The organism is Bradyrhizobium sp. JR4.3, assembly GCF_040547695.1.
GTDB lineage: Bacteria > Pseudomonadota > Alphaproteobacteria > Rhizobiales > Xanthobacteraceae > Bradyrhizobium > Bradyrhizobium canariense.
Genome location: NZ_JBEPQF010000015.1, coordinates 1 through 19354 on the forward strand (window position 1 = coordinate 1; position 19354 = coordinate 19354).

Genomic DNA, 19354 nt, shown 5'->3' on the forward strand with positions numbered 1-19354 from the left:
GTCGAGCTGCAGTCCAAACTCGGCCGCGACCCGTCCGAACGCCCGGCCCCGCGTGATCGTGAAGCGCGTGGACACATGCCAAAATTCTTGCAGGAACCGAAGGGAAACGAGCCGCACGACTAGACCCTGAAGGCGGCGCCCGCATTCCGACATTTGTCGGTTGAGATATGTTGGCGTCGGCTCGATGTCGCTTGCATGAAAGGGGTAGCATCCTGCATCATGTTTTTGCTGGCGAAGCGAACCTGCGGTGGCTCTGAAGAACCCCGACGCTATTGCCGTCATCGTGACCGCCCTCCGGCTTTCTCACGGCGACGAAGCTGCACGAGCCATGCTGGTCGGCGGCATGAGCCTGGCCCTGTTGATAGAGACGATGTTCTCCGCACCGATCGGACGACGCGATGCCGTTCACAACATCACACGCGCGCTGGACGACTTCGCCATTTCGCCGGAACTTGGTCCGGTCTGGCACCTTCGCTACGTTTACGAAAGTCATGGCTCGTTTCGCGTCGTCGATATGGAGATTGCGACGCCAACCGGCACACTGTCCAGTAAAGACGTTTGGCTTCGTCTGCTTGTCTAGCTATCTCGCCACCTCTGCGATGTGGCCGGTGCTGTCGACGATTAGCGAGCGCGCGGTGCTTTCCTTGACGGCCTTGTAGGTCTTGATCTTTCCGGTCGGCACCTCCTTGGATCTGCGAGTAGCCTGCGGCGCGAAGCTTAGCGATGATCTTCTCAGACGTCAGGCAGAGCGCGGACGAGGATCCCCAGACCAGTGCGAGGGCAGCCATGATGAAAGATCGCAGCACTTGGCTCCTTACGCACTCGCCACCATCGGATTGGCGCCTTAGCTTAACCGCCGACCGGCCCCGACAACGTCTCCAGGCCGGCCTCGATTGCCTCGATGTCCTGCTCGATCTGCGCAATCGACAACCTGCAGTCAAAGCCCGCCCAGGCTTTCAGCTCTCCGGCAAGGCGCCGGCGGTGCATCCTCAGCTCCTCAAGCGACTGGCGGTCTTTCAGACTCGCGTAGCCGTCCACAATCAACTCAATCGCACTCGACATGACGCTACTCCACAAAAACAATTCGGATCTAATCGGATGAGCTTAGTGCAAGCCGAAAGGCTGGCGCAACTTCTACGCTGGCTTCTACACCCAGGCCCTTTTGACTGCAGGGCCCAACCAAGCTTTCGGCAAAATAGGTCAAGATCATTGACGAGTTGGCAAGGGAGTGGACGCAGTCCTGAGGCAGTGAGCTGACGTATTGAGATCCGCGATTTACCGGTGGGACTCGCGCCATTTGCTCTGACGCCATCCTGATAGTGCTTTTTTTGTGCTGGGGAGGACATTTATGCGAGGCTCTCGCGCAATCGTTTACGCCGAACGACTTAGCGAACTCACTTCTCAGCTCTCAGAATTGGAATATCTTCGAGGCCTGGTCGAAGAAGCAGAGCGCCGCGCTCGCGGTGTGCCCCCATTACGCTTGACACATCCTCCTTCGCGCCGCCTTCGAACTCGTAAACCGGGCGCCATGTCTGTCCGCCTCCGTCGCCACGCGCCACTAGCGCGGAATGCAGGAGCTCTCAGGCCCCCTGACAACGACAACCAAGTCGATCGGACTTTGCTAGAGCCATTCCCCGACGGATGGTGGGCTTCCTCCTAAAGCCACTAGAAGCGCTGACTCGACGAAGAGAGCGATCCAATGCTGGCGGCCCACCCACCCTGAGGAGCAGACGGGTAGCCACCATTCCAGCCCGCGGGTGCCGAGGCTGGTCCGGCCGCACCTATCAATTCTGGACCACCCTTCGCCAAACTCCTGCAACCTGCAACGGCGAGAGTGAGACAGGGAAGACGGTCAGCACGACCTGTGCGGGCTTGAGGTGAGCAACTGCAAAAGCGAATGTCACTTGTCGGCGAGAACACCGGCGTCAAGCGGAGGTCATTTCGTAAAGATTGGTTTCAACACCTCAGGAATTGCGATGACGAAAAACGACACCGTGTTCGACACGATGCGACCTGATCCAAACGGACGGAGACAATGGGCCGGCCGACTGGGGACGCGCCAGGCAATAAAACGGGATGGTCTGGAGCTCGACCCTGGCTCGCTCGTTTACTGTCCCCACGAGTGGATCAATGCCGCCGGCTACGTTGACCTCGAACTGGTCCGCAAATACCCGCTGATGTTCGCGGTCTAAAGTCGTGACGAACCAGAGCCGACGCGCAAGCGATCCGCCGTCCGACGAACCAGCGACTCGACGGCTGCTAAGCCGAGCGGTAAAACGCAGGCGTCCAAAGCCGCCTGTGGCACCTGTGCCGTTTGGTACGGAAACAGATCCGAATCGTGAATTTTCTCGGGCCGAACCGGAGGCCGTTTGGTTCTTCGTCTTCTTGCCGATCTTCGTGCTGCTCTATGCGATCGTCGAGACAATGCACGTGAGATAGCACAGGCCTAACGTGTCGCAGGTGCCGCAAGCCGCCGGAGATGCGGCGGAGAAGTGTCTCGCCGATGCGAACCTGCCATGGCTCTGAAGAGCCCGACGCTATTTGCGATAGTCGTGACGGTTCTACGGCTTACTCACGGCGACGAAGCTGCAAGAGCCATGCTGATCGGCGGCATGAGCCTGGCCGCCGTGACAGAGGCGATGTTCTCCGCACGGGTCGAGCGACGCGATGCCGTTCGATACCTCAATTTGCCACCTCGAACGTCCGCCAGCCGCTCAAATTCTAATCCTCCGGCGGCGCCTTCCTTCAGCCCAGAACGATAGTTTCAACTCTCAGGCAGGGCATGCACCTGTAGGCATAGGCGGCGGGCAGGTTTGCAATTGCCGGCAGCGACGCGAGAAACTCCATTGGACGCTGACATCTGTTGCAGATGAGGGCTGGTGCCTTGTCCGTGCCACCGCCTTGCGCCATTGCTGGTCCGCCAAAAGGTGAGAACGGTAGTTCCAATCGCCGGCGTTTACACCTCCGGATGACTACCGGGGGGCCATATCGAAATAGGCCCCGCCAGCGTGAGCCGCTATTGCTCCTGAACCGAGACTCAGCTCTGATTTCGATCATTGCGGCCAAATTGCTTGCGGGAGGCGATCGTGAATGGCGAAGCCGGATGCACCGTTTGTAGCCAAGCTCGACTGCTCAAAGCTGTTTTCCCCCTGACCAAAGGCTACGAACTGAAGCGTTATGAATGCGCCAGCTGCCGCAGCGATCTGTGGCTAGTTACGAGAGTGTCCCGATCATCCGCGCCTAAGCAGCAAAGCGGAAGATCCCGCCGAGGTACGCGGCCTAAGACCATCGAAGCGGCCTTGAAGGGCGCCTCTCGTGCCGCAGGTAATCCAAAGCCGAAAGCCCCGCCAGCGTGAACCGCGGCGCTCTTCTTGCCTGGGGTGAAGGCCTTCTGCCGGCTGTGAACAGATCATATGCGGTGAGAGCTGAACCCGCCGCCATTGCAACCTTGCACGAAGCCGTTTCCCCGCCCCGGCGAAATCTCGCTGAAACAGAGGGGGTCGAAGGTGCCGGCATCGAACACGGGGGATGCCACATGCTAGTCCTGATGAACCTGATCTGGCGGCGCCTTGCCTACACGATGCTGGCCGGTATGCGGTCCAAACTCGTCCGCCAATGACGAGAAGGGCGGCTGAGTAAGATGGAAAGCATCCGTCAGGACTGTCCACCACCGCGCTCCGGAGCCGGCGCCCTCCCTTTGGGGCCGCGACTTCAACCGCCGGTGGGCCTCCGTACGAAAGGGGCTTCCGTTAGACTGCCAGCGTCGAAGCCGCGACATTCCGCGGCGATGCCACCCTCTTCCGGGGGTGCGCATTTCAGTGTGTGACTCATCTTTCGGTCAGGCTTGCCAAGAAGCGGCGCCAGGAGGGGAGAGACCTGAAGCGGAAAAACTACCTTCCCTCGCCGCCGCAGGGTGATAGGCGAACTAAGCTCGAGACCATGGTGCTTCTGCGCTAGACCGTTACTCACTGCCCGCAATGGGCCAAAAGGTGAACCGGCGCGCCTTGTTTACTCGCCTTGCGCGCGTGCTGAGCCGCTAAGCCATCGACTCTCGCCGCCATGGCGCGTGAATACCGGCATGCGGCTTCAGAAGATCACCTTTGGTGAGATGCGCGAGATGGCCTAAGCGGCTCCTGATCTGCTGCCATTGCGGTCGCAACTCCCTGGCCGGACGATGTTCGCTTGTCTGGTATCGAGCCGCGCTGTGTGGCGCCGGGTGCGGCTACCGAGGGGCGGAGGTCAGGCCGGACTTAGCAGCGGCAAGCGGCCTCAATTTGCAACCTCGAGCGCTCGTTAGGCAACGCGTATTTTGCCAGGGGGCAAGGAGCGCCAGCTTACGTATGCGCGATTACGGACTCGCGGCCCGACGCGTCCTTGTCCGGTAAGACGCGCCGGGCCTAACCATTCCCTGCTTTCCCCGTAAGGTTTGGCTGAGCCAGCATAGAGCGATTTTACAAGCGGCTGATACGTCTGCGTCTTTGTGCAGCGCTCCTCGCGCTTCGCAGCAAAAGGCCCATGTCCGCGGCCACACGTTTGACGGACGCGATATATCTCCCAAGCTCGGTGGCGATCTCGGCCGCCGTCGACCCTCCGTTGATCGGCTTCGCACGCGCCAAGCTCCGGTTCGCGGGAGAATAGCAATATCGTTCCGTTCTCGGAGCAAAATGCCCACTGCATGGATTTCGATTCCACCGAATTGTATTTGCAAATGAGACCAAGCTGGGGCAGAATTTTTTGCACCGGGGCTGGCTGCATATTTCACTTGGTCCTTTCGCGCCTGGTCAGCTTTGCTTCCCATGCATGCAGGCGATCACGAACTCCCGCTTTGCGCGACCTTGTCCCTTTCCTCTTTCGCCCGCACTCGAAAAACCACGTTCGGCAGCGAGCTGCTGGCACTTTTCCAATTTCTGAGCGTTGCGAGGCGCGCCCTGCTGAGCCTGTACAGCGCCTCCGACCAAAGCCAAGCAATGGAAGCAAAACGGCCTAATCATTCTGCGCACTCCCTACCTGCCGTTGATCAAATCGCTACAAGATAATAGTGGCACCTGCCTCGGCATCGCTCTCAATCAACTCGAGCAGAAGGACCCTCGATCCGCCCCTTGGATTGTAGCATGGCAATGCCAGCGTGAGCCGGCGGGCTTTGGCGTATATTCTTTAAAAGCGAACTGAACCTCCACACCGCGCGCCTATACTGATCAGTATCCGGGATTTTTGCTAATCCTGTCCCGGGGCTGGACGGATATCAGGCCGCCGGGACAAGGTATTGTTTGCCCGGCGGCTTCATTCTCGTTTGTCGGCTCAGGGGAGCACCTGCCGGCGTGAACCGGCGGAGCTTCAGGGGAGGTTTCCCCACTTACGAGAGGCGGTAGCTCGCGCGCGTTCCGGGCTACTAGGGATCGATAATTTGCGAGATACCTAAGATGCCGCTTTGATGGCGGCATGCGCACTCGCCGATACACGAAATGGGCCGGCCATTATCCGCCCCGCAGCCCTACGGAATGGCTGACTGACGGCCATGTGACTTGCAACATCCAATGCCTGAACGGCCTCTGCCATCGTCGAGTCGACGTGTGGCTCGACACACTCCCGCCGTGGTCGAGGCTCGGCTTGCGCCTGGTCTGCTCAGCATGCGGCGCCACAGGATCTGTGCATATCGTCCCAAACTGGCATGACGGTCGCGGGCAAGTCAGGCCAAGCATGGGCGACAGTCTAACGCCGCCCGTCGTTCGACCTTCCACGCTCAGCGATCGTTATTAGGCATACACGACCCCGGCCGTCGGAGCTGGCAATGGCGTTGCTGCACAGTGAGGTCGAAAGCAACGCTGTGATGGTCGGAGGTGTTACGGCGGCGAACCTGCCGCAGGATCTTAAAAATTCGCGTCGATCGTCTGCTTCTTGAGAGGACATTCGCGCCTCCTATGATTGCTGAAATAAGTAAGTGTTAGTCGATTAGAAATTAAGTAGCTCAATCACGAAATGTAGCCAAAAATCCCGTCTCAGTCGGCGGACTCTTTTACGCGCGGCTAGAATGAATGAAAAGAAGACTCCTGTTCAGTACGCCGCCTGATTTGGTATGCAGTCGAGCGCGGCTGGCTCGATCTGCACGAGAGCGGTACCTACGTGCGGCTGCTAACACTCGGGCAGGATCTTCTGAGAGCCGTAGGAACATAGCAATCACTGCCCGGCTTGCTGTCTCGCTAGCCCTCTCCGTCGAGCTGGCGGAGCGGCCCCGGCATCAACACTCAGGCCCCCAAGCCGGGGTCGTCTCTCGTTCGATGGAGGAGAGTCCTCATGCTCCCGGACAGTGCGCCAGCTTACGCTGAATTGCCAAAATATCCCGGTGTCTTCCGACGGTCGCCTTTCATATGCCAAATGACATAGGCAACGGCTAAATCAAACTGGCGCCAAGGCAATGCTGCAAAAAAGCCGGCCCCAGACGATGATTCCTGAGGCCGGAAGTTCTACGCGTCCGCTCCGAGACATCGCCCGGAGCTGGAGGCGAACGCGCCCGGATTGCCGGTTGTTCCCGATCCTCATGGACCTTAAGAGCCGGCGCACTGATGCATGTTAAGCCTTCTGCCGATTGTGAAATTGATCATATTGCGAGCCAGAGATGCTGCGGTACGATCATCGCACCGGGGCTGGCTGCATATTTCACCTAGTCGTTTTCACCCGGAGTTTTTGACCGCGCGGGCCGCAGCAGCAGTCCCCCTGCTGCGGATTCGTGTTCACGGCTCTTAGTACCAACGAGTTCGGTGTCCTGTGCCATGGAGAAGATATTGTGTCCAAAGAGAAAAATTGCCTGATCGTTCGTGCTGCGGGAAGACAACTGGACCTTTTACGCGGCGAAGCCTCCCGCATCGCGAAAGGCAGTAACGTCGATTGGTGGATCGATCAGGCGGAGGTCGGCACTCGCTTCTGCTTCGAGGATACAAAAGCAAAAGAGTCCTTCGCTCTCGCTTGTGACAACTTCGGTATTCCCTGCCAAGACGGCTAGCCCGCAATCGAGCTGTAAGCCGGCGGCAGGGCCGCACAACCATCATAGAAGTCCGGCGCTAATGCGGCTCCCGTGCCCGGAGGTCCGCACCTGATCCCAAGGACGCGAACCGAGCCCGTCGGCGCCGCCGAGAGCGGACTCATGAAGCGGCGCACTGGCCAAGATGAGGGTCAAGCTGTTCCACTGAACTCGTTCGTACCCGCGCTGAGGCCGCGCAGTGAGATCAGATTGCGCTGTGTACAGCGCGCCTGAATGGGACGCGAGATCAGAACCAGCTGCGGTTATTTTGGAAACATGCCTGTTTGGTGCGGTCCCAGATAAAATCCGCGCCGCCGCAGGGTGGACGGGGGCGAGAGGTCGCCGGGCATTCGTTCCGAACCTTGGCTCCCGTGCCCCAGCCGTCAACGACACATGCGCCACCGCTTGTCCTGTGACAGCCCTCGCCACACCCGCTCAATGGCTGCGCTCCCCGGTTCGAAGCTGTTGATCCAGCATTTTACGACCTGTGGAAAAGGCGGTTAGGTCAGCGCAGCTGCAGTTTTCGAATCATCCGCCTGTATGCGTACTGGAGGGACGTTCTGTTCCGGGTGCGCGTGTGAGCCACTTTTTCTCAGTCCTGCTATTGCTGACCAACTTGATGCTAACGCTATGTTTCGGCGTCGCAGCGTGGCGCGTTTCCGATGGCGGCGGCGCTCATAGCGGCGTTGAAATTGGAGCGTCTGCTTGGGTGCAGACATTGGCGAACGAGCCGCCTGCCCTTCTGCAGTAGCTTTAGCCGATCGCCTAGTGATCTCGCCATCGCCGCCGCGGGCGACCCACCTGCTGTTCTATGCGCGGCGGCGCCGCTGTGCTCTTACGGAAACGCCGTCATCGAAACAGCTAACGTCTAGAGTGGGTCGCAGGCTGCCGTCGAGGCAAATTCATATAGGCGTCCGGTTGCTAAGGGCCAATAGGCGCCGGTTCGGCGCGGGGCCGCAAATCTCCAGACTAGTTCGAAAGGGGGGACGTCCTCGGCTTCGGGCGGCGAATCCATCCAGACGGACGAAGCCTAGACAAACGTGGAAGGTAACGGCTAGTCATTCGCATGAGTTGGATTCCGAACTGGCTGCGACGGGCAGATGTCAGCCTACGACCTAGAGCCGGCGCTCAGGTCGACTTACAACCGCTGTCGGAGCGCAGCGGCCGAGGGCTGAAGGCAAACTTGTTTCGCTTCCCGGGCGCAGTGTGGTCCTGGAAGCGCGGCTGTGTAGAGCTGTCAGAAGGCGACGTGATTGCGCTGCATCTTGTTGTCGAGCGGATCACGGAAGCCGGGCTGAAGGTGCGTCTGTCAGGGCGCCTTCGCGGCTGGGACGGTGCGTCGCCTGTTTGGACTTTGCTGGTGCGCAAGCGTTAGCGGATTGGGCCCCTCCTGAATTGGACGGTGACGAATGACGGCTTGGGGTCAGAATCGTCGGTTTGACAGCGCGCGATGTCCGGTCTGGCTCCGACTACGGTCGTGCTGAACGTTGCCTCCATGTTCGCTTGCGGGCCAAGACCCGTCATCGGTTGGGTGGGCATTCCATCTAATCCGTCGTACAATCGGATCCAAAGTGGATCGCGGGCCATGGCGCAGGAGCGGCAAGGGCGGGTCGAGCGCAGATTGGCGGCTATATTGGCTGCCGACGTGGATGGCTATTCGAGGCTGCTTCACCGAAGGCTTCGCGACGCATGATCTAAAGGAGGCAAAGGATGGGCCCGATGGCGTTGGGATGGCAATGCGCGGCGACACAGTACCCAGCATTGGGCGCATCGAGTCTATCGTGCGTTGGGGCGATCGTTGGATCGTGGCAACGAATAGCGGATTGGTCGCGACCCCATGAATGGCGCTCCTGACTTTTCTAGCTGTTTTCTACCGCCTATCCGGCGTTTCGAGTTTGTGGTTGATCAGCTCTTCATTGAGCTGTCGCTCTGCTTCTAAATAGAACTCCTGATCCCTCTCCTTTGGCATTCCGGCTTGCTGCCACAGTTGATATGCTCGGCGCTCGATGTCCTTTTGGCTTCTGGGACCTGCCATGTGCGTTACTCCCGATGACACCAACTCTGAGGCTGGCCACCCTCTCCAGAATTCGTCCCCCCCTGCTAGAACTCCTGGGTGGTTAGTTGTTTTATCTACCCTGGATCACATCCGTCTGACCACTGGGCGGTTACAAGAAACCCAGTTCCATTACAGCCGGATCGGCTATAACCATGAACGCTAATGGGGCCGGTGATTCCGTTTAAGCGATGATCGAACATGACGTTCACTACGGTAGCGTCGCAGTTGTCACCGCCATGGTGCTTGTAAATTGGAAGACGGCGCCAACTGTCCGAGATGCCGGACGTTCGGCAAACCGACGCTGCGATCTTGCGTCCCGAGCTTCGGTTATCCGGTCCGATGGAGGTGATCGATGGCGACACGATCCGTCACGAGCGGGAGATCTACCCCCTTGTGGGCTTCGACACGCCAGAGCGCGGCGACAAGGCCCGTTGCTAGGACGAGCGGTTCCGGGCGGAGCTAGCCATCAAACGGCTGGAAGAACTGCTTGCTGATCCGTGCGCTCGCCTGGAGCGGGTGGCCTGCGCCCATAACTGGGGTGAGCAAGATACCTAAGCTCTACAACTACGGACCGCTATGCGGATCGCTCAGTGTTGGTGGCCGTGATGTTGGGCGCGATCCTGATCAGCTAACAGCTTCCGCACCCCACGCGTGTGGGGCGACGAGATGTCCGACGCGTCGCCCCTTGTGCAGTTAGAACTTTTGGAGCGCTGGCCCACTGCAGTTAGCCGCTAGATGCCGACTTCAGCGCCGGAGCAAAGCGTTCAGAGAAGTTCGCGGCCTTCGCATCCCGAGCTGCAGAAAGGGAGGCGGAGATCAGGGTTGAACACCCCACGAATGCGATCGCCAGTAGAGCGGCGCCGAAAAATAATGATCGCATTTAACCCTCCTGGTAGGACGTCAATGCCATTCAGTCTTGGACGGCTTTGCGTCATTTCGCGGAAGGAAGAAACGGCTTCATACACGCGGTCGTGATGCAGACCGTTCACGGCGTGCCGGCGACAAACTGCTCGCAAAAAAAAGCTGCACGACCTAACCGGCCCTGCGGCCTGTCCGGGAAAATCGGGTATTTACGTAATGACAAGCCCGGTTGGCCGCGGCAAGGTAGGAGTCGAGTTCGCCGATTTGGGCGAGCAGAAACTCAAAAACATCGACCGCCCGGTCCGGAATCGAGAGTAGCGGGCGCAAGATCCGGCGATACTTCGAGAACGTCTCCGGCGGACACTGAAGTCCGCGTCCCGCTGCCGCGAGCATCACGTTCTGCAGGAACATGCCGAGGTCGAGCCAGCTTCCGGTTTCCAGCCGACGATCGATCGTCACGATCAGTCCCACGGGCGCTCCGAAGAACGTGTAATTATTTGCGGTTTGCCTGCTTCTTGCTTCGGCATCGGCTTGGCCAATTCCCAGCGACCCGTAGAACAGCCGTCCGAATTCCTGTCGCCGCTCGAGGTACGGATCAGGTAGGTCGCTGGCGTAATATTTGTATTCCGAGACGTGCTCGTCGCGGCGCGTTTCGTTGCGCGTCCAGCAGCGCCGCCGAGACTCTGGCCTTTGCGGCGCCGCCCAGCACGTGGACGTGCGAGGGCTGAATGTTCGCACCGCTGGGCGCGAATCGCGCGACATGGAAGATCTGCTCGATTGTCCCTCGCGACACCGGAGCTTCGCAGAATTCACGGCACGAAACCGGCGCGTCATGATCTCGTCGATCGAGCTATGCGTAGGGACGCGCTCCTCGCCTGATCCGATCACGGCTCGTTCAGGCTCGCACATCCTGGCTCGACTGGCGCTCATCTGGATTTTAGTCCGCTTCGCAGCAATCAAAGGTCAGTTCGGCCAGGCCGAACCGAGGATGATCGAGCAGAAGTTCTGGCGGACATAGGCCATGTCATTGAGCGCAAGGACGTCAGCCTTTACGTTCCCGAAGGTCGTCAGCGGCTTCTTGATGATGCCTTTAGCGAAGTGATCTAAGATGTTCTCCTTGAAGTTTGCTTCCCGGGGATGATGGACGCAGACATGGTCACGCTGTTCATGAGTAAAATCGTGATAGGCGATCCCGAGAACATCCATTTCCACCCCCGCGGTCACCAGCGCGATAGTGGGTCGCATATGCTCAGGAATTCCGGGGGTAGTGTGGAGCGCGATCGCGGTCCAGACGTCCTCGATTTCACGCTCCGGCAAGCCGTAGCTTTTCATGAAATCACGAGCGGCATTGGCACCGTCGACCTCGAAGCGCAGGTCGGGACTGGAATATTTCTCTGTGAGCCCCACGTCGTGGAACATCGCGCCGAGGTAAAGCAGCTCCGGTTCGTACTTCTGGGCGTGGCGCTCGGCGGTGAGCGCGCCCCAAAGGAAGACACGGCGGCTGTGATTGTAGAGCAGGTCGTCCTCAGTATCGCGCACGAGCTGCGTAGCGGCGCGAGCGATAGCGCTGTCAGGCACGCGGATGCCGGCGATGATCTCAGACATGGAGCACTCTCCTTGTTTGCGTAGAGGGCTGGTTGCTTGCCACTATTTGCCAACTGAGTACCGCTCCGTACAAGGAAGGGCATCCTGCGGATCAGGACAGCCGTACGTCTTTTCCTGACATGACGGTTCGTAGCGAAAGCAGGATCGCCAGCGTCGTTCTGGTAGGAACGCGCGATCTATTCCGGGGCCGTCCGCCTGAAGCTCGCGCGATATTGGATGGGACTCACGCCAAGACGGGCGGTGAACACGATCCTCATCCGATCCGCCGACCCGAAGCCGCAGTCGAATGCAACCGCCTTCAGCGGCCGGTCGCTTCCTTCCAGCATCATACGCGCCGCATCGATGCGGGCGCGCTCGATGAACTCGTGCGGCGTGATCCCGGTCGCCTGCACGAAATGCCGGGCCAGATTTCGTGCGCTCATCCCGACGACAGCGGCAAGGGACTCCAGCGAGTGGCGATCCCCGACGTTCGCCATCACATGGTCCTGGATACGGGCGATAGGCGATTCCGGATCGGCAGGCGCCGTGAGATAGGGGCTGAACTGAGACTGTCCGCCTTGGCGCTGGGCGACTACGACCAGCCGCTTGGCGACTTTGAGCGCCGTTTCCGCGCCATGCCGCTGCCCGACCAGCGCCAAACCCAGATCTATTCCCGCAGTCACACCCGCCGCGGTGATCAGCCGGCCATCGCGCACATAGATCAAATCAGGCTCGACTTTTGCTCTTGGGAACCTGGCCGCCAGCGCCTGCGCATCCTGCCAATGGGTCGTAACACGCCGATCGTCCAGCAGACCGGCAGAGCCAAGGACAAAGGCGCCGGTGCAGATCGATCCGTAGAGGCTCGACCGCCAGGGCAGCTCCTTGACCCACTGGAGCAGGTGCGGGTCGGGCTCCGCTTCCGGCGGCGTCGGAGTGCCCGCGACGAGAATAATGTCGAAGCCGCCCGTCGCCTCCTCGAAGGTGAGGTCGGCCAATAGTCGGATGCCGTTCGAGGTACGCACCGGATTGCGGTCCGCAGCAACCAATACTGTTTCATAACGATCGGCACAATCGAGGAAGGTGTTCGCCTCGCTGAACACGTCCATCGGCCCGGCCACGTCCAACGCCTGAACCCCCTCGTAGACGACGATCGCGACAGCTTGTACCGGCACCTTTACTGCCTCTCCAGTCGGGCGCCTTATTATGCATGTCGTTCACGCAGTGCAAAGGCCGGGCGGTGCCTGGGCAGGCGAGCCTGCCGCGCAGTTATTTCGGTGCTGCGTCCTTGTCGGGGATCGTCAATGTCCCGTCTTTGGAATCGACCACGAAGACCGCGAGCAAGCTGGCTGGCTCGGTGTCACTCGCGTTCTCGCTGATCCTGTGATGTGAGCCTGGCGTTTCATAAAATCCTTCACCTATGTGATAGACCTGCGCAGGGTCATTGCCGACCTGGCTCCGGATGGCCCCGGACAGCACATAGGCGTAGATAAAGGCCGACTCTGCGTGGCGATGAGGCAGCGATTTGCTCCCAGGAGGGTAACTCACCAGGACAGCAGCTATTCTCTTTCCTTCGACATTCGGGAGTGCGTGCTCGAATACGAGCTTAACTTGCTCCCGATCCTGCGCGGTCGCGGGCGAAGCTCCCACAGCCATGACTGTTGCTGCCAGTGCGAACGACGCCGTCCGCGTTGCCCTCCTCACTATCCTTGCTGCAACTCCTGAACGGTTTGACAGCGCACCAATCCAATAGGTGAATCCATGATCGGCATCTCGCACCTCCTCTTCTAATGAGCCCAGGGAGAACCGGCGATCAAGTCGCAGGCGTTCGGGCTCTTGAACTCCGGCATGAAGTGTTCGCAGACTCCGGCGTTGACCGTGCCGTACGTGGTCGCCGGCTTGTGCGCAAACCCGGCGAAATACTCCCGAACGAAGTCTTCCTTGAAATTCGTGCGGGGAAATTTGGCGACGATCTCCTCGCGAAGCTCCGCGGGAAACTGATCGAACCCTACCCCGATCACATCGAGCAGAACCCCTGAATTGAGGAGCGCGACCTCGGGTCCCATGTACTTCGGGATGCCGGGAGTGGTGTGCAGCGCGATGGCTTCCCAGACCGTCTGCACGTCGTCTTCAGCAATGCTGTGGGCGGTCAGAAACTGTCGAGCGGCATTTGCACCATCGACCTCGAAGCGTTCGTCTGGGCTCGAGAACTTCTCGATGAGGCCGAGGTCGTGGAACGCCGCGGCCACGTACAGAAGTTCAGAGTCAAAGCGCAGCTTTCGCTGGCGGCCCTGCTCCGCCGCAAACAGGTAGACGCGGATCGAATGATTGAAGAGAAGGTCCGTCGAATGTTCGCGCAGAACCTCTGTAGCTTCTTTCGCAAGCAAAGAATCGGGAATGACGAGAGCGGGGGCGGGATTTCGCGGAGTCATTTTTTGTCCTTTCAACAGAAACCGTGGGCTCGGCTGGCGCATTCAGACTGGCGAGCGGAAGATGAGACGCGATCAATCAGTGCGCTCCGACGGCGAGCACGATTTTCCCCTTTGGCCGGGGTCGCGCGCCCTCCAGCATGAAGTGAGCCTCGCGCGCATCCGCGAGGGGTAAGACTACGCCGACGTTTGTGCGCAGTTTTCCACCGTCCAGGAGGCGCGCGATTTCCGTCAGATACTGGCTCGTGACCTCGACCAAAAAGAAGGAGGCGTCGACACCGTGATGTTTCGCAAGATCCTGATCCGGGCGGGACACCGCGGAAATCAGCTTGCCGCCTCGACGAAGGATCTGGAACGAGAGGGTTTGCGTTTCTCCGCCGACCAGATCGATGACAGCGTCGGATTCCCTGATTTCTTGCTCGAAGCGCTCGGCCCGGTAGTCAATCACCTTATCGGCGCCGAGATTGCGCACGAAAGAAACGTCGCCCGTCGATACTGTTGCAACGGTTTGGACACCCGCATGACGGGCCAATTGAACCGCGTAGGATCCCACGTTACCGGCCGCACCGTGAATGACCACCGATTGACCTGCTTTGAGTTGGGCGTGATCAAACAGCGCCTGCCATGCGGTGACCGCAATGACGGGAATGGAGGCGGCTTCAACGTGGGTTAGCGACGTCGGCTTGCCGGACACCATCTCCGCGGAAGCCAAGGCGTACTCGGCGTAAGCCCCGATAAACCGCGGATTGGTAACACCGTAGACCTGCTCTCCCGCACGTTCTGGCGAGACTCCGGGCCCAACAGCGACGATTTCACCGGAAAGATCCGACCCGAGAGTGAGCGGGAGCGGCTGCGGCAAAGCGCTCTTGCCGGCTCTGATCCAGCCATCCCATGGCCCTACTCCGGCGGCTTCAACTTTGATGAGGACCTCGCCGGGCCCTGGCTCAGGACGTAAGAGGGTCTCAAACTTCATGACCTCAGGCGGCCCAAACTCGTGCACACGCCAGGCCATCATCGTTGACACAGTTCGGGCTTCCCAACCTAGAGGAACGATGCCGCTGGGGGTCATCTCACACTCCTTGCGCTCAGCTTGCCTCGGCTGCCGGTTAGGATCGATGGACATGCTGCTTGTGGCAACGAAGACAATCCGAGGGATCAGGACAGCGGTGCGTCCTTTCCGGACAAGGGCCCTTCGCCGCTTCCGCCAGCTGACCGTGCGCTCGCCGGCACTGCTCATCCCGGCCTCGCCGGCATCGCGTGGCCAAAGGACGACCGGCAAGGACGGTCCCGTCCATCCAAAGCCTCAAGCGCAGCGAAAACGCGGCATGTTCAACAAGGATTGACTTGATCATAAGTCTAGACTAATCATAAGCCATGACTGTTGATCATGCACAGCTGGCCGCGCTTGGCGACTCGACTCGTCGAACGATCTTCGAGCTGATCGCGGAGCGTCCACGTTCGGTCGTTGAGATTACCCGGAAGGTACCGGTCTCCCAGTCTGCCGTCTCACAGCATCTCAAGGTGCTGCGCGACTCGAGGCTGGTGCGCGCGGAGCAGAAGGGCGCAAGCAACGTCTATCACATCGACCCTCACGGGCTTGGCCAGATGCGTGCTTGGCTCGACCGGTTTTGGAGCAAGACGCTGGCCGCCTACAAGGCGGCCGTCGAGCAACAGGAGCCACAATGAACACGCGTGTGGGACTTACGGCCGTGAAACAATCCATCGTGGTCGAGGCACCGATCGCGCGCGCATTTAAGATCTTCACCGAGGGGTTCGGGAGTTTCAAACCGCCAGAGCACAACCTGCTCCGCGTCCAGATCGCCGAGACGGTGTTCGAGCCACGGGTGGGTGGGTACATTTATGACCGAGGCATCGATGGGAGCGAGTGCCGCTGGGCGCGCGTGCTGGCCTACGAACCGCCGGACCGGGTGCTGCTCAGCTGGGACATCAGCCCCCAATGGCAGATCGAGACTGACCCGGAAAAAACAAGCGAGTGGGAGGTCCGGTTCACTGCTGAAACGCCGCACCGGACCCGAGTCGACCTTGAGCACCGCAACCTGGAACGCCATGGCGATGGCTGGGAAGCCGTGCGGGACGGTGTCGACGGTGATCAAGGCTGGCCGCTTTATCTACGGCGCTATGCCGATCTTTTCACCCAGGTTCCTGACGGAAGTGCCTCGAAGCGCTCTGATAGAGGCAATCAGTAAGGATGATTGTTTCTGGCCGCCGTCAACGCGATAAGTTCAATAGAGGCCAGCATGGAAGCTTACAGCCTAAGTACTATCGGAGTGCTCGCGCTCTGTCTCGTGTCGATCCTTTTGGCGGTCCATTCAGGCTACTCCAAGGGACGTGCAGGGGCCCTCTCTGGTCCAGTGCTTCCGGCCGACGATGCGAACCTCCTCTATCGCATCGACCGCGTGCACATGAATTCTGTGGAGGCGCTGTCACCGTTCGTGGTCCCGGCCGTCCTGGCGATGATGGTTGGTGTCGGTCCAAGCACGCTCGCGGTGCTGGTATGGACCTATGTTGCGCTCCGCCTTGTTCACACCGCCATCTACCTGCGCGGCGGCAACGCAGCTAAAGGCGGCAGCTTAAGAACGGTCCTCTACGTGTCCGGTGCGCTGGTCACGGTGATCCTTGTTGCCGTGACCGGCTGGGCAGCCATGCACTGAGGAGATCGTCGCCAGCCGATCTGAAGCCGCCCGCGCAAAAAAGAGCAGCCGAAAAACATCAGCGCACGCGGCTGACTTGAACTTGGGCTCGCTATCCCTTCTTCGGCGTCGGCGATGTGTCCGGCAGGCCCATGGGATTGCGGTAGTATTTGATCTTGCGCTCTCCGGAGGCGCCGGCCGGTGTCGCTGGCGGCGGGGCTGCCACCTGCTCGTCGTCGAAGCTGACGTCGGCGCCGGCGGCACGGCGCGGAAATCCCGGCCATCCCTGGTCTTTCTCGGCACCAGCGAGTACGACGGCTTGCCGTCCGGATCCTGGTAGTAGATCGGGGCGCCGCTCTCCTCGGCCGCAGCGGGGCCGATCACGGCGGCGGTTCGCGCCGTCGGCCGCTGCGGGCCGGCGACGACGAATGCGAGGCCCGCCGCCGCGATCAACGCGGCGGCCAGGCTTGCTGCGACGGGCCGGGTCACTTCTGCGCCGTGATGACGAGCTTGTTCTCGACGGTGCCGGTCTCGCCCTGGACCTTGGCTCCGAGCGAAAGCTGCCACCGCCCCGCCATGCCGAAGCTCGCCTTGAAGCGGTACGTGCCCGGCTCCGTCCCCGGCATGGGCGTGACCTTGGTCGCCATCTCCTGCATGCCGTCCGGAGCCATGTCCAAACGGCTCGCGAAGATCACCGCATCCGGCACCGGTTTGCCGGTCTAGAGCCGCCCATGGTTTGCGAAAGATGAACGTCTTCGCGAGGGTTTAGCGCCCACAGTTTGGAGGAGTAGATATCCGCAGACCACGAGTTATGATAGCTACCGCGGTTAAGGATCAGTAGAGGTGAGCCCTGCCAAGTCAGCCGCAACCTGGCCAGGAGCCGACTAGTTGGTAAGGTTCGCGTTTGAACTCTCCCGGTACTGTGATTGGATTGCCAATTGCCTGCCCCAGCTGCGCGGATGGTGTCGATGGACAGCTTCGCGGCCGGGTTCAAACGAATCGGAGCACCATGTCCTCTAGCTCCAACGCCGGTATCGCCAAGAAAGCGCGCACCAAGGCTGAGGCGGATTTTGCCACCTGGCTCATGATGGCCAAGCTGGGTGGTTTCGATGACCTGCCGTCCAGCGCCCAAAGCTTTCTGACAAATTATCAAACTCGGCTCGAGACAATGAGCGAGGCCGAGTCCACGGCTCTAGCCGTTCGCGAGGTCTACAGCGTTTATTACAGCGAGATGGGAGGCGTAGGCGCGGCTCCGGAACCAAAGGCTCGGACGCCTACGACAGAGGGCAAACTCGTGCGGTCCCAGAGACCGCTTGGACCTCAACACGGTCAATCGGCTGCGCGCCATACGACGAGGCCAATGACCCGAAAATCCCTCCCGGCACTGCTAATTCTCGGAAGCATGGTGGCACTGGTTGTCGCAGTCGGATTTCTAGCGCAGTAAGACCGGCCGCGAATTCTGTGCAACGTCCGCTTTTCCCCCCGCGATCCGACTAGGGGAGATCGTGCACTTCGCGTTTGGGCCAACTGGCGACACCGCGGGAGCAGCCTCGAAGACTTGGATCCTTTAGTTTGATCGGTCAATAGCGCTGACACAACTGAAGCGCGTGTATTGCCGAATTTTCCCGGTTGTTGCAGCCTAGGCACACCGCCTGCTGATTGAATCAGCTAGCTTAACGCTGGAATGCCGGACAGCAAAAGAACCGGCGTCGTTTGGGCTGAAACGTGGATGGAGCGCAAGTAATGAAGAAGCTTTTGTTAAGTGGCGTGGCTTTGCTGGCAGTGAGCATGGCGGCACCTGCATCAGCGGCTGATCTGGCTGCTAAACCTTATGTCAAGGCCCCGCCCCCGGTGATCGCGCCGATCTATGATTGGACCGGGTTCTACATCGGCGCCAACGGCGGTTGGGGACAAAGCCACGGCTGTGTGGATTTCGTGACGCCAGCAGGGACGGTCGCAGGTGGTTGCGCCGATCGCTCCGGCGGCCTCGCTGGCGGACAGATCGGGTACCGCTGGCAAACCAATCAGTTTGTGCTCGGCCTGGAAGCGCAGGGAGATTGGGCAGAAATCAAGAATACGCGCGTCAGTCTGATCGACCCGCTGATTTCGACCACAGGAAAGATTGACGCCATCGGACTCTTCACGGCGCAGCTCGGCTGGGCGTGGAATGCCTCGCTGTTTTACGTGAAGGGCGGCGGCGCCGTGACGCGCAACCGATTCGATATATTCAACAACGTCACCGGGGTCGGCCTGGCATCGGCGGGCCACACGCGCTGGGGCGGCGCCCTTGGCGTGGGCTGGGAGTACGGCTTCACGCCCAATTGGTCGTTCGGTATCGAATACGACCATCTCTGGATGGGCCGTGATAATGCCGGCTTCGCAGGCGTAGTCACTCCCGGAGGGTTCGTCCTCACCGGCAGCGGCGTCAGCCAAGATGTGGATATGGTCACGCTTCGGTTGAACTACCGCTTCGGTGGATACGGCGCACCGGTCGCGGCAAGATATTGATCGCACCCGACTTGGTAAACCAAAGCCCCGGCACGCCGGGGCTTTTTTGTGGTTATGATTTTCTTGGCCTTTGCTACCTCGCGGTGTCTGAGTTGGAAGCGCACGTTCGACCGTATCAATCATCGCGGCCACATTCGTTAAGCAAGCAATCCGAGCCGCTGAGCTATGGTGACCAGCTCTGCCAGAGACCGCACTTTCATCTTCTCCGTCACTCGATGACGATGTGCCTTGATTGTCCGCGCGTACCGGCGCT

General features: G+C 60.0%; 17 protein-coding genes and 5 pseudogenes. 9 read left to right on the forward strand and 13 right to left on the reverse strand.

The annotated features are described in order from the left end of the window. Together ABIB91_RS22845 and ABIB91_RS22850 are read left to right on the forward strand one after the other, a co-directional pair. Positions 1-123: pseudogene (locus ABIB91_RS22845) on the forward strand (LabA-like NYN domain-containing protein); the annotation flags it as partial. A 124-nt stretch (positions 124-247) separates the two neighbouring features. After that, the gene (locus tag ABIB91_RS22850; RefSeq protein ID WP_354166979.1) at positions 248-580 is read left to right on the forward strand and encodes a hypothetical protein; all 333 of its coding nucleotides are present in this window, start codon (positions 248-250) and stop codon (positions 578-580) included. 269 nt (positions 581-849) lie between these two features. Here the strand turns inward: ABIB91_RS22850 and ABIB91_RS22855 are convergent, their stop codons facing one another. Beyond that, complete coding sequence (locus ABIB91_RS22855; protein ID WP_354166982.1) at positions 850-1062, reverse strand: hypothetical protein; 213 nt, start codon at positions 1060-1062, stop codon at positions 850-852. Between the two features lie 914 nt (positions 1063-1976). Here ABIB91_RS22855 and ABIB91_RS22860 point away from each other — a divergent pair. After that, positions 1977-2192, forward strand: coding sequence for a hypothetical protein (locus ABIB91_RS22860; protein WP_354166985.1), 216 nt, complete (start codon positions 1977-1979; stop codon positions 2190-2192). 4589 nt (positions 2193-6781) lie between these two features. Then, positions 6782-6997, forward strand: coding sequence for a hypothetical protein (locus tag ABIB91_RS22865; RefSeq protein ID WP_083869768.1), 216 nt, complete (start codon positions 6782-6784; stop codon positions 6995-6997). Between the two features lie 265 nt (positions 6998-7262). Here the strand turns inward: ABIB91_RS22865 and ABIB91_RS41755 are convergent. From ABIB91_RS41755 to ABIB91_RS22905, 9 genes and pseudogenes are all read right to left on the reverse strand, one after another. Further along, positions 7263-7454 (reverse strand): annotated as a pseudogene (locus tag ABIB91_RS41755) (hypothetical protein); the annotation flags it as partial. A gap of 1431 nt (positions 7455-8885) precedes the next feature. Continuing rightward, positions 8886-9050, reverse strand: coding sequence for a DUF2934 domain-containing protein (locus ABIB91_RS22870; RefSeq protein WP_009859288.1), 165 nt, complete (start codon positions 9048-9050; stop codon positions 8886-8888). Positions 9051-10103: 1053 nt separating this feature from the next. Continuing rightward, complete coding sequence (locus ABIB91_RS22875) at positions 10104-10403, reverse strand: nitroreductase family protein (protein WP_354166989.1); 300 nt, start codon at positions 10401-10403, stop codon at positions 10104-10106. Between the two features lie 124 nt (positions 10404-10527). After that, complete coding sequence (locus ABIB91_RS22880) at positions 10528-10725, reverse strand: nitroreductase family protein (protein ID WP_256375780.1); 198 nt, start codon at positions 10723-10725, stop codon at positions 10528-10530. Between the two features lie 170 nt (positions 10726-10895). Continuing rightward, positions 10896-11537 (reverse strand): HD domain-containing protein, encoded by a 642-nt coding sequence (locus ABIB91_RS22885; protein ID WP_354166993.1) that lies wholly within the window; start codon positions 11535-11537, stop codon positions 10896-10898. A 176-nt stretch (positions 11538-11713) separates the two neighbouring features. After that, complete coding sequence (locus tag ABIB91_RS22890) at positions 11714-12688, reverse strand: GlxA family transcriptional regulator (protein ID WP_354166996.1); 975 nt, start codon at positions 12686-12688, stop codon at positions 11714-11716. 94 nt (positions 12689-12782) lie between these two features. Then, positions 12783-13169: a cupin domain-containing protein gene (locus tag ABIB91_RS22895; protein WP_051058374.1), complete on the reverse strand. Its 387-nt coding sequence runs from the start codon at positions 13167-13169 to the stop codon at positions 12783-12785. A gap of 131 nt (positions 13170-13300) precedes the next feature. Next, on the reverse strand, positions 13301-13945 hold the full coding sequence (locus tag ABIB91_RS22900; RefSeq protein ID WP_009859292.1) for an HD domain-containing protein: 645 nt from the start codon (positions 13943-13945) through the stop codon (positions 13301-13303). Positions 13946-14021: 76 nt separating this feature from the next. After that, complete coding sequence (locus tag ABIB91_RS22905) at positions 14022-14957, reverse strand: NADP-dependent oxidoreductase (protein ID WP_354167344.1); 936 nt, start codon at positions 14955-14957, stop codon at positions 14022-14024. 359 nt (positions 14958-15316) lie between these two features. On the opposite strand from ABIB91_RS22905, the gene ABIB91_RS22910 reads away from it, so the two are divergent. The 3 genes from ABIB91_RS22910 to ABIB91_RS22920 are packed head-to-tail and all read left to right on the forward strand — an operon-like array spanning position 15317 to position 16614. Further along, positions 15317-15628 (forward strand): ArsR/SmtB family transcription factor, encoded by a 312-nt coding sequence (locus ABIB91_RS22910; RefSeq protein WP_009859294.1) that lies wholly within the window; start codon positions 15317-15319, stop codon positions 15626-15628. Beyond that, positions 15625-16149, forward strand: coding sequence for an SRPBCC family protein (locus tag ABIB91_RS22915; protein ID WP_354167000.1), 525 nt, complete (start codon positions 15625-15627; stop codon positions 16147-16149). The genes ABIB91_RS22910 and ABIB91_RS22915 overlap by 4 nt, the downstream gene beginning before the upstream one ends. Positions 16150-16200: 51 nt before the next feature. After that, a complete protein-coding gene (locus tag ABIB91_RS22920) occupies positions 16201-16614 on the forward strand; it encodes an MAPEG family protein (protein ID WP_354167003.1) in 414 nt (137 codons plus the stop codon). 97 nt (positions 16615-16711) lie between these two features. On the opposite strand, the pseudogene ABIB91_RS22925 reads toward ABIB91_RS22920, so the two are convergent. Beyond that, positions 16712-17082 (reverse strand): annotated as a pseudogene (locus ABIB91_RS22925) (efflux RND transporter periplasmic adaptor subunit); the annotation flags it as partial. Beyond that, a pseudogene (locus tag ABIB91_RS22930) lies at positions 17079-17312 on the reverse strand (FixH family protein); the annotation flags it as partial. The pseudogenes ABIB91_RS22930 and ABIB91_RS22925, both read right to left, overlap by 4 nt. Before the next feature lie 290 nt (positions 17313-17602). Between ABIB91_RS22930 and ABIB91_RS22935 the strand changes: the two are divergent. After that, on the forward strand, positions 17603-18037 hold the full coding sequence (locus tag ABIB91_RS22935; protein ID WP_354167006.1) for a hypothetical protein: 435 nt from the start codon (positions 17603-17605) through the stop codon (positions 18035-18037). Between the two features lie 299 nt (positions 18038-18336). Continuing rightward, on the forward strand, positions 18337-19101 hold the full coding sequence (locus tag ABIB91_RS22940) for an outer membrane protein (RefSeq protein WP_354167009.1): 765 nt from the start codon (positions 18337-18339) through the stop codon (positions 19099-19101). 137 nt (positions 19102-19238) lie between these two features. Here the strand turns inward: ABIB91_RS22940 and ABIB91_RS22945 are convergent. Then, a pseudogene (locus tag ABIB91_RS22945) lies at positions 19239-19340 on the reverse strand (LuxR C-terminal-related transcriptional regulator); the annotation flags it as partial. Positions 19341-19354 lie beyond the last annotated feature (14 nt).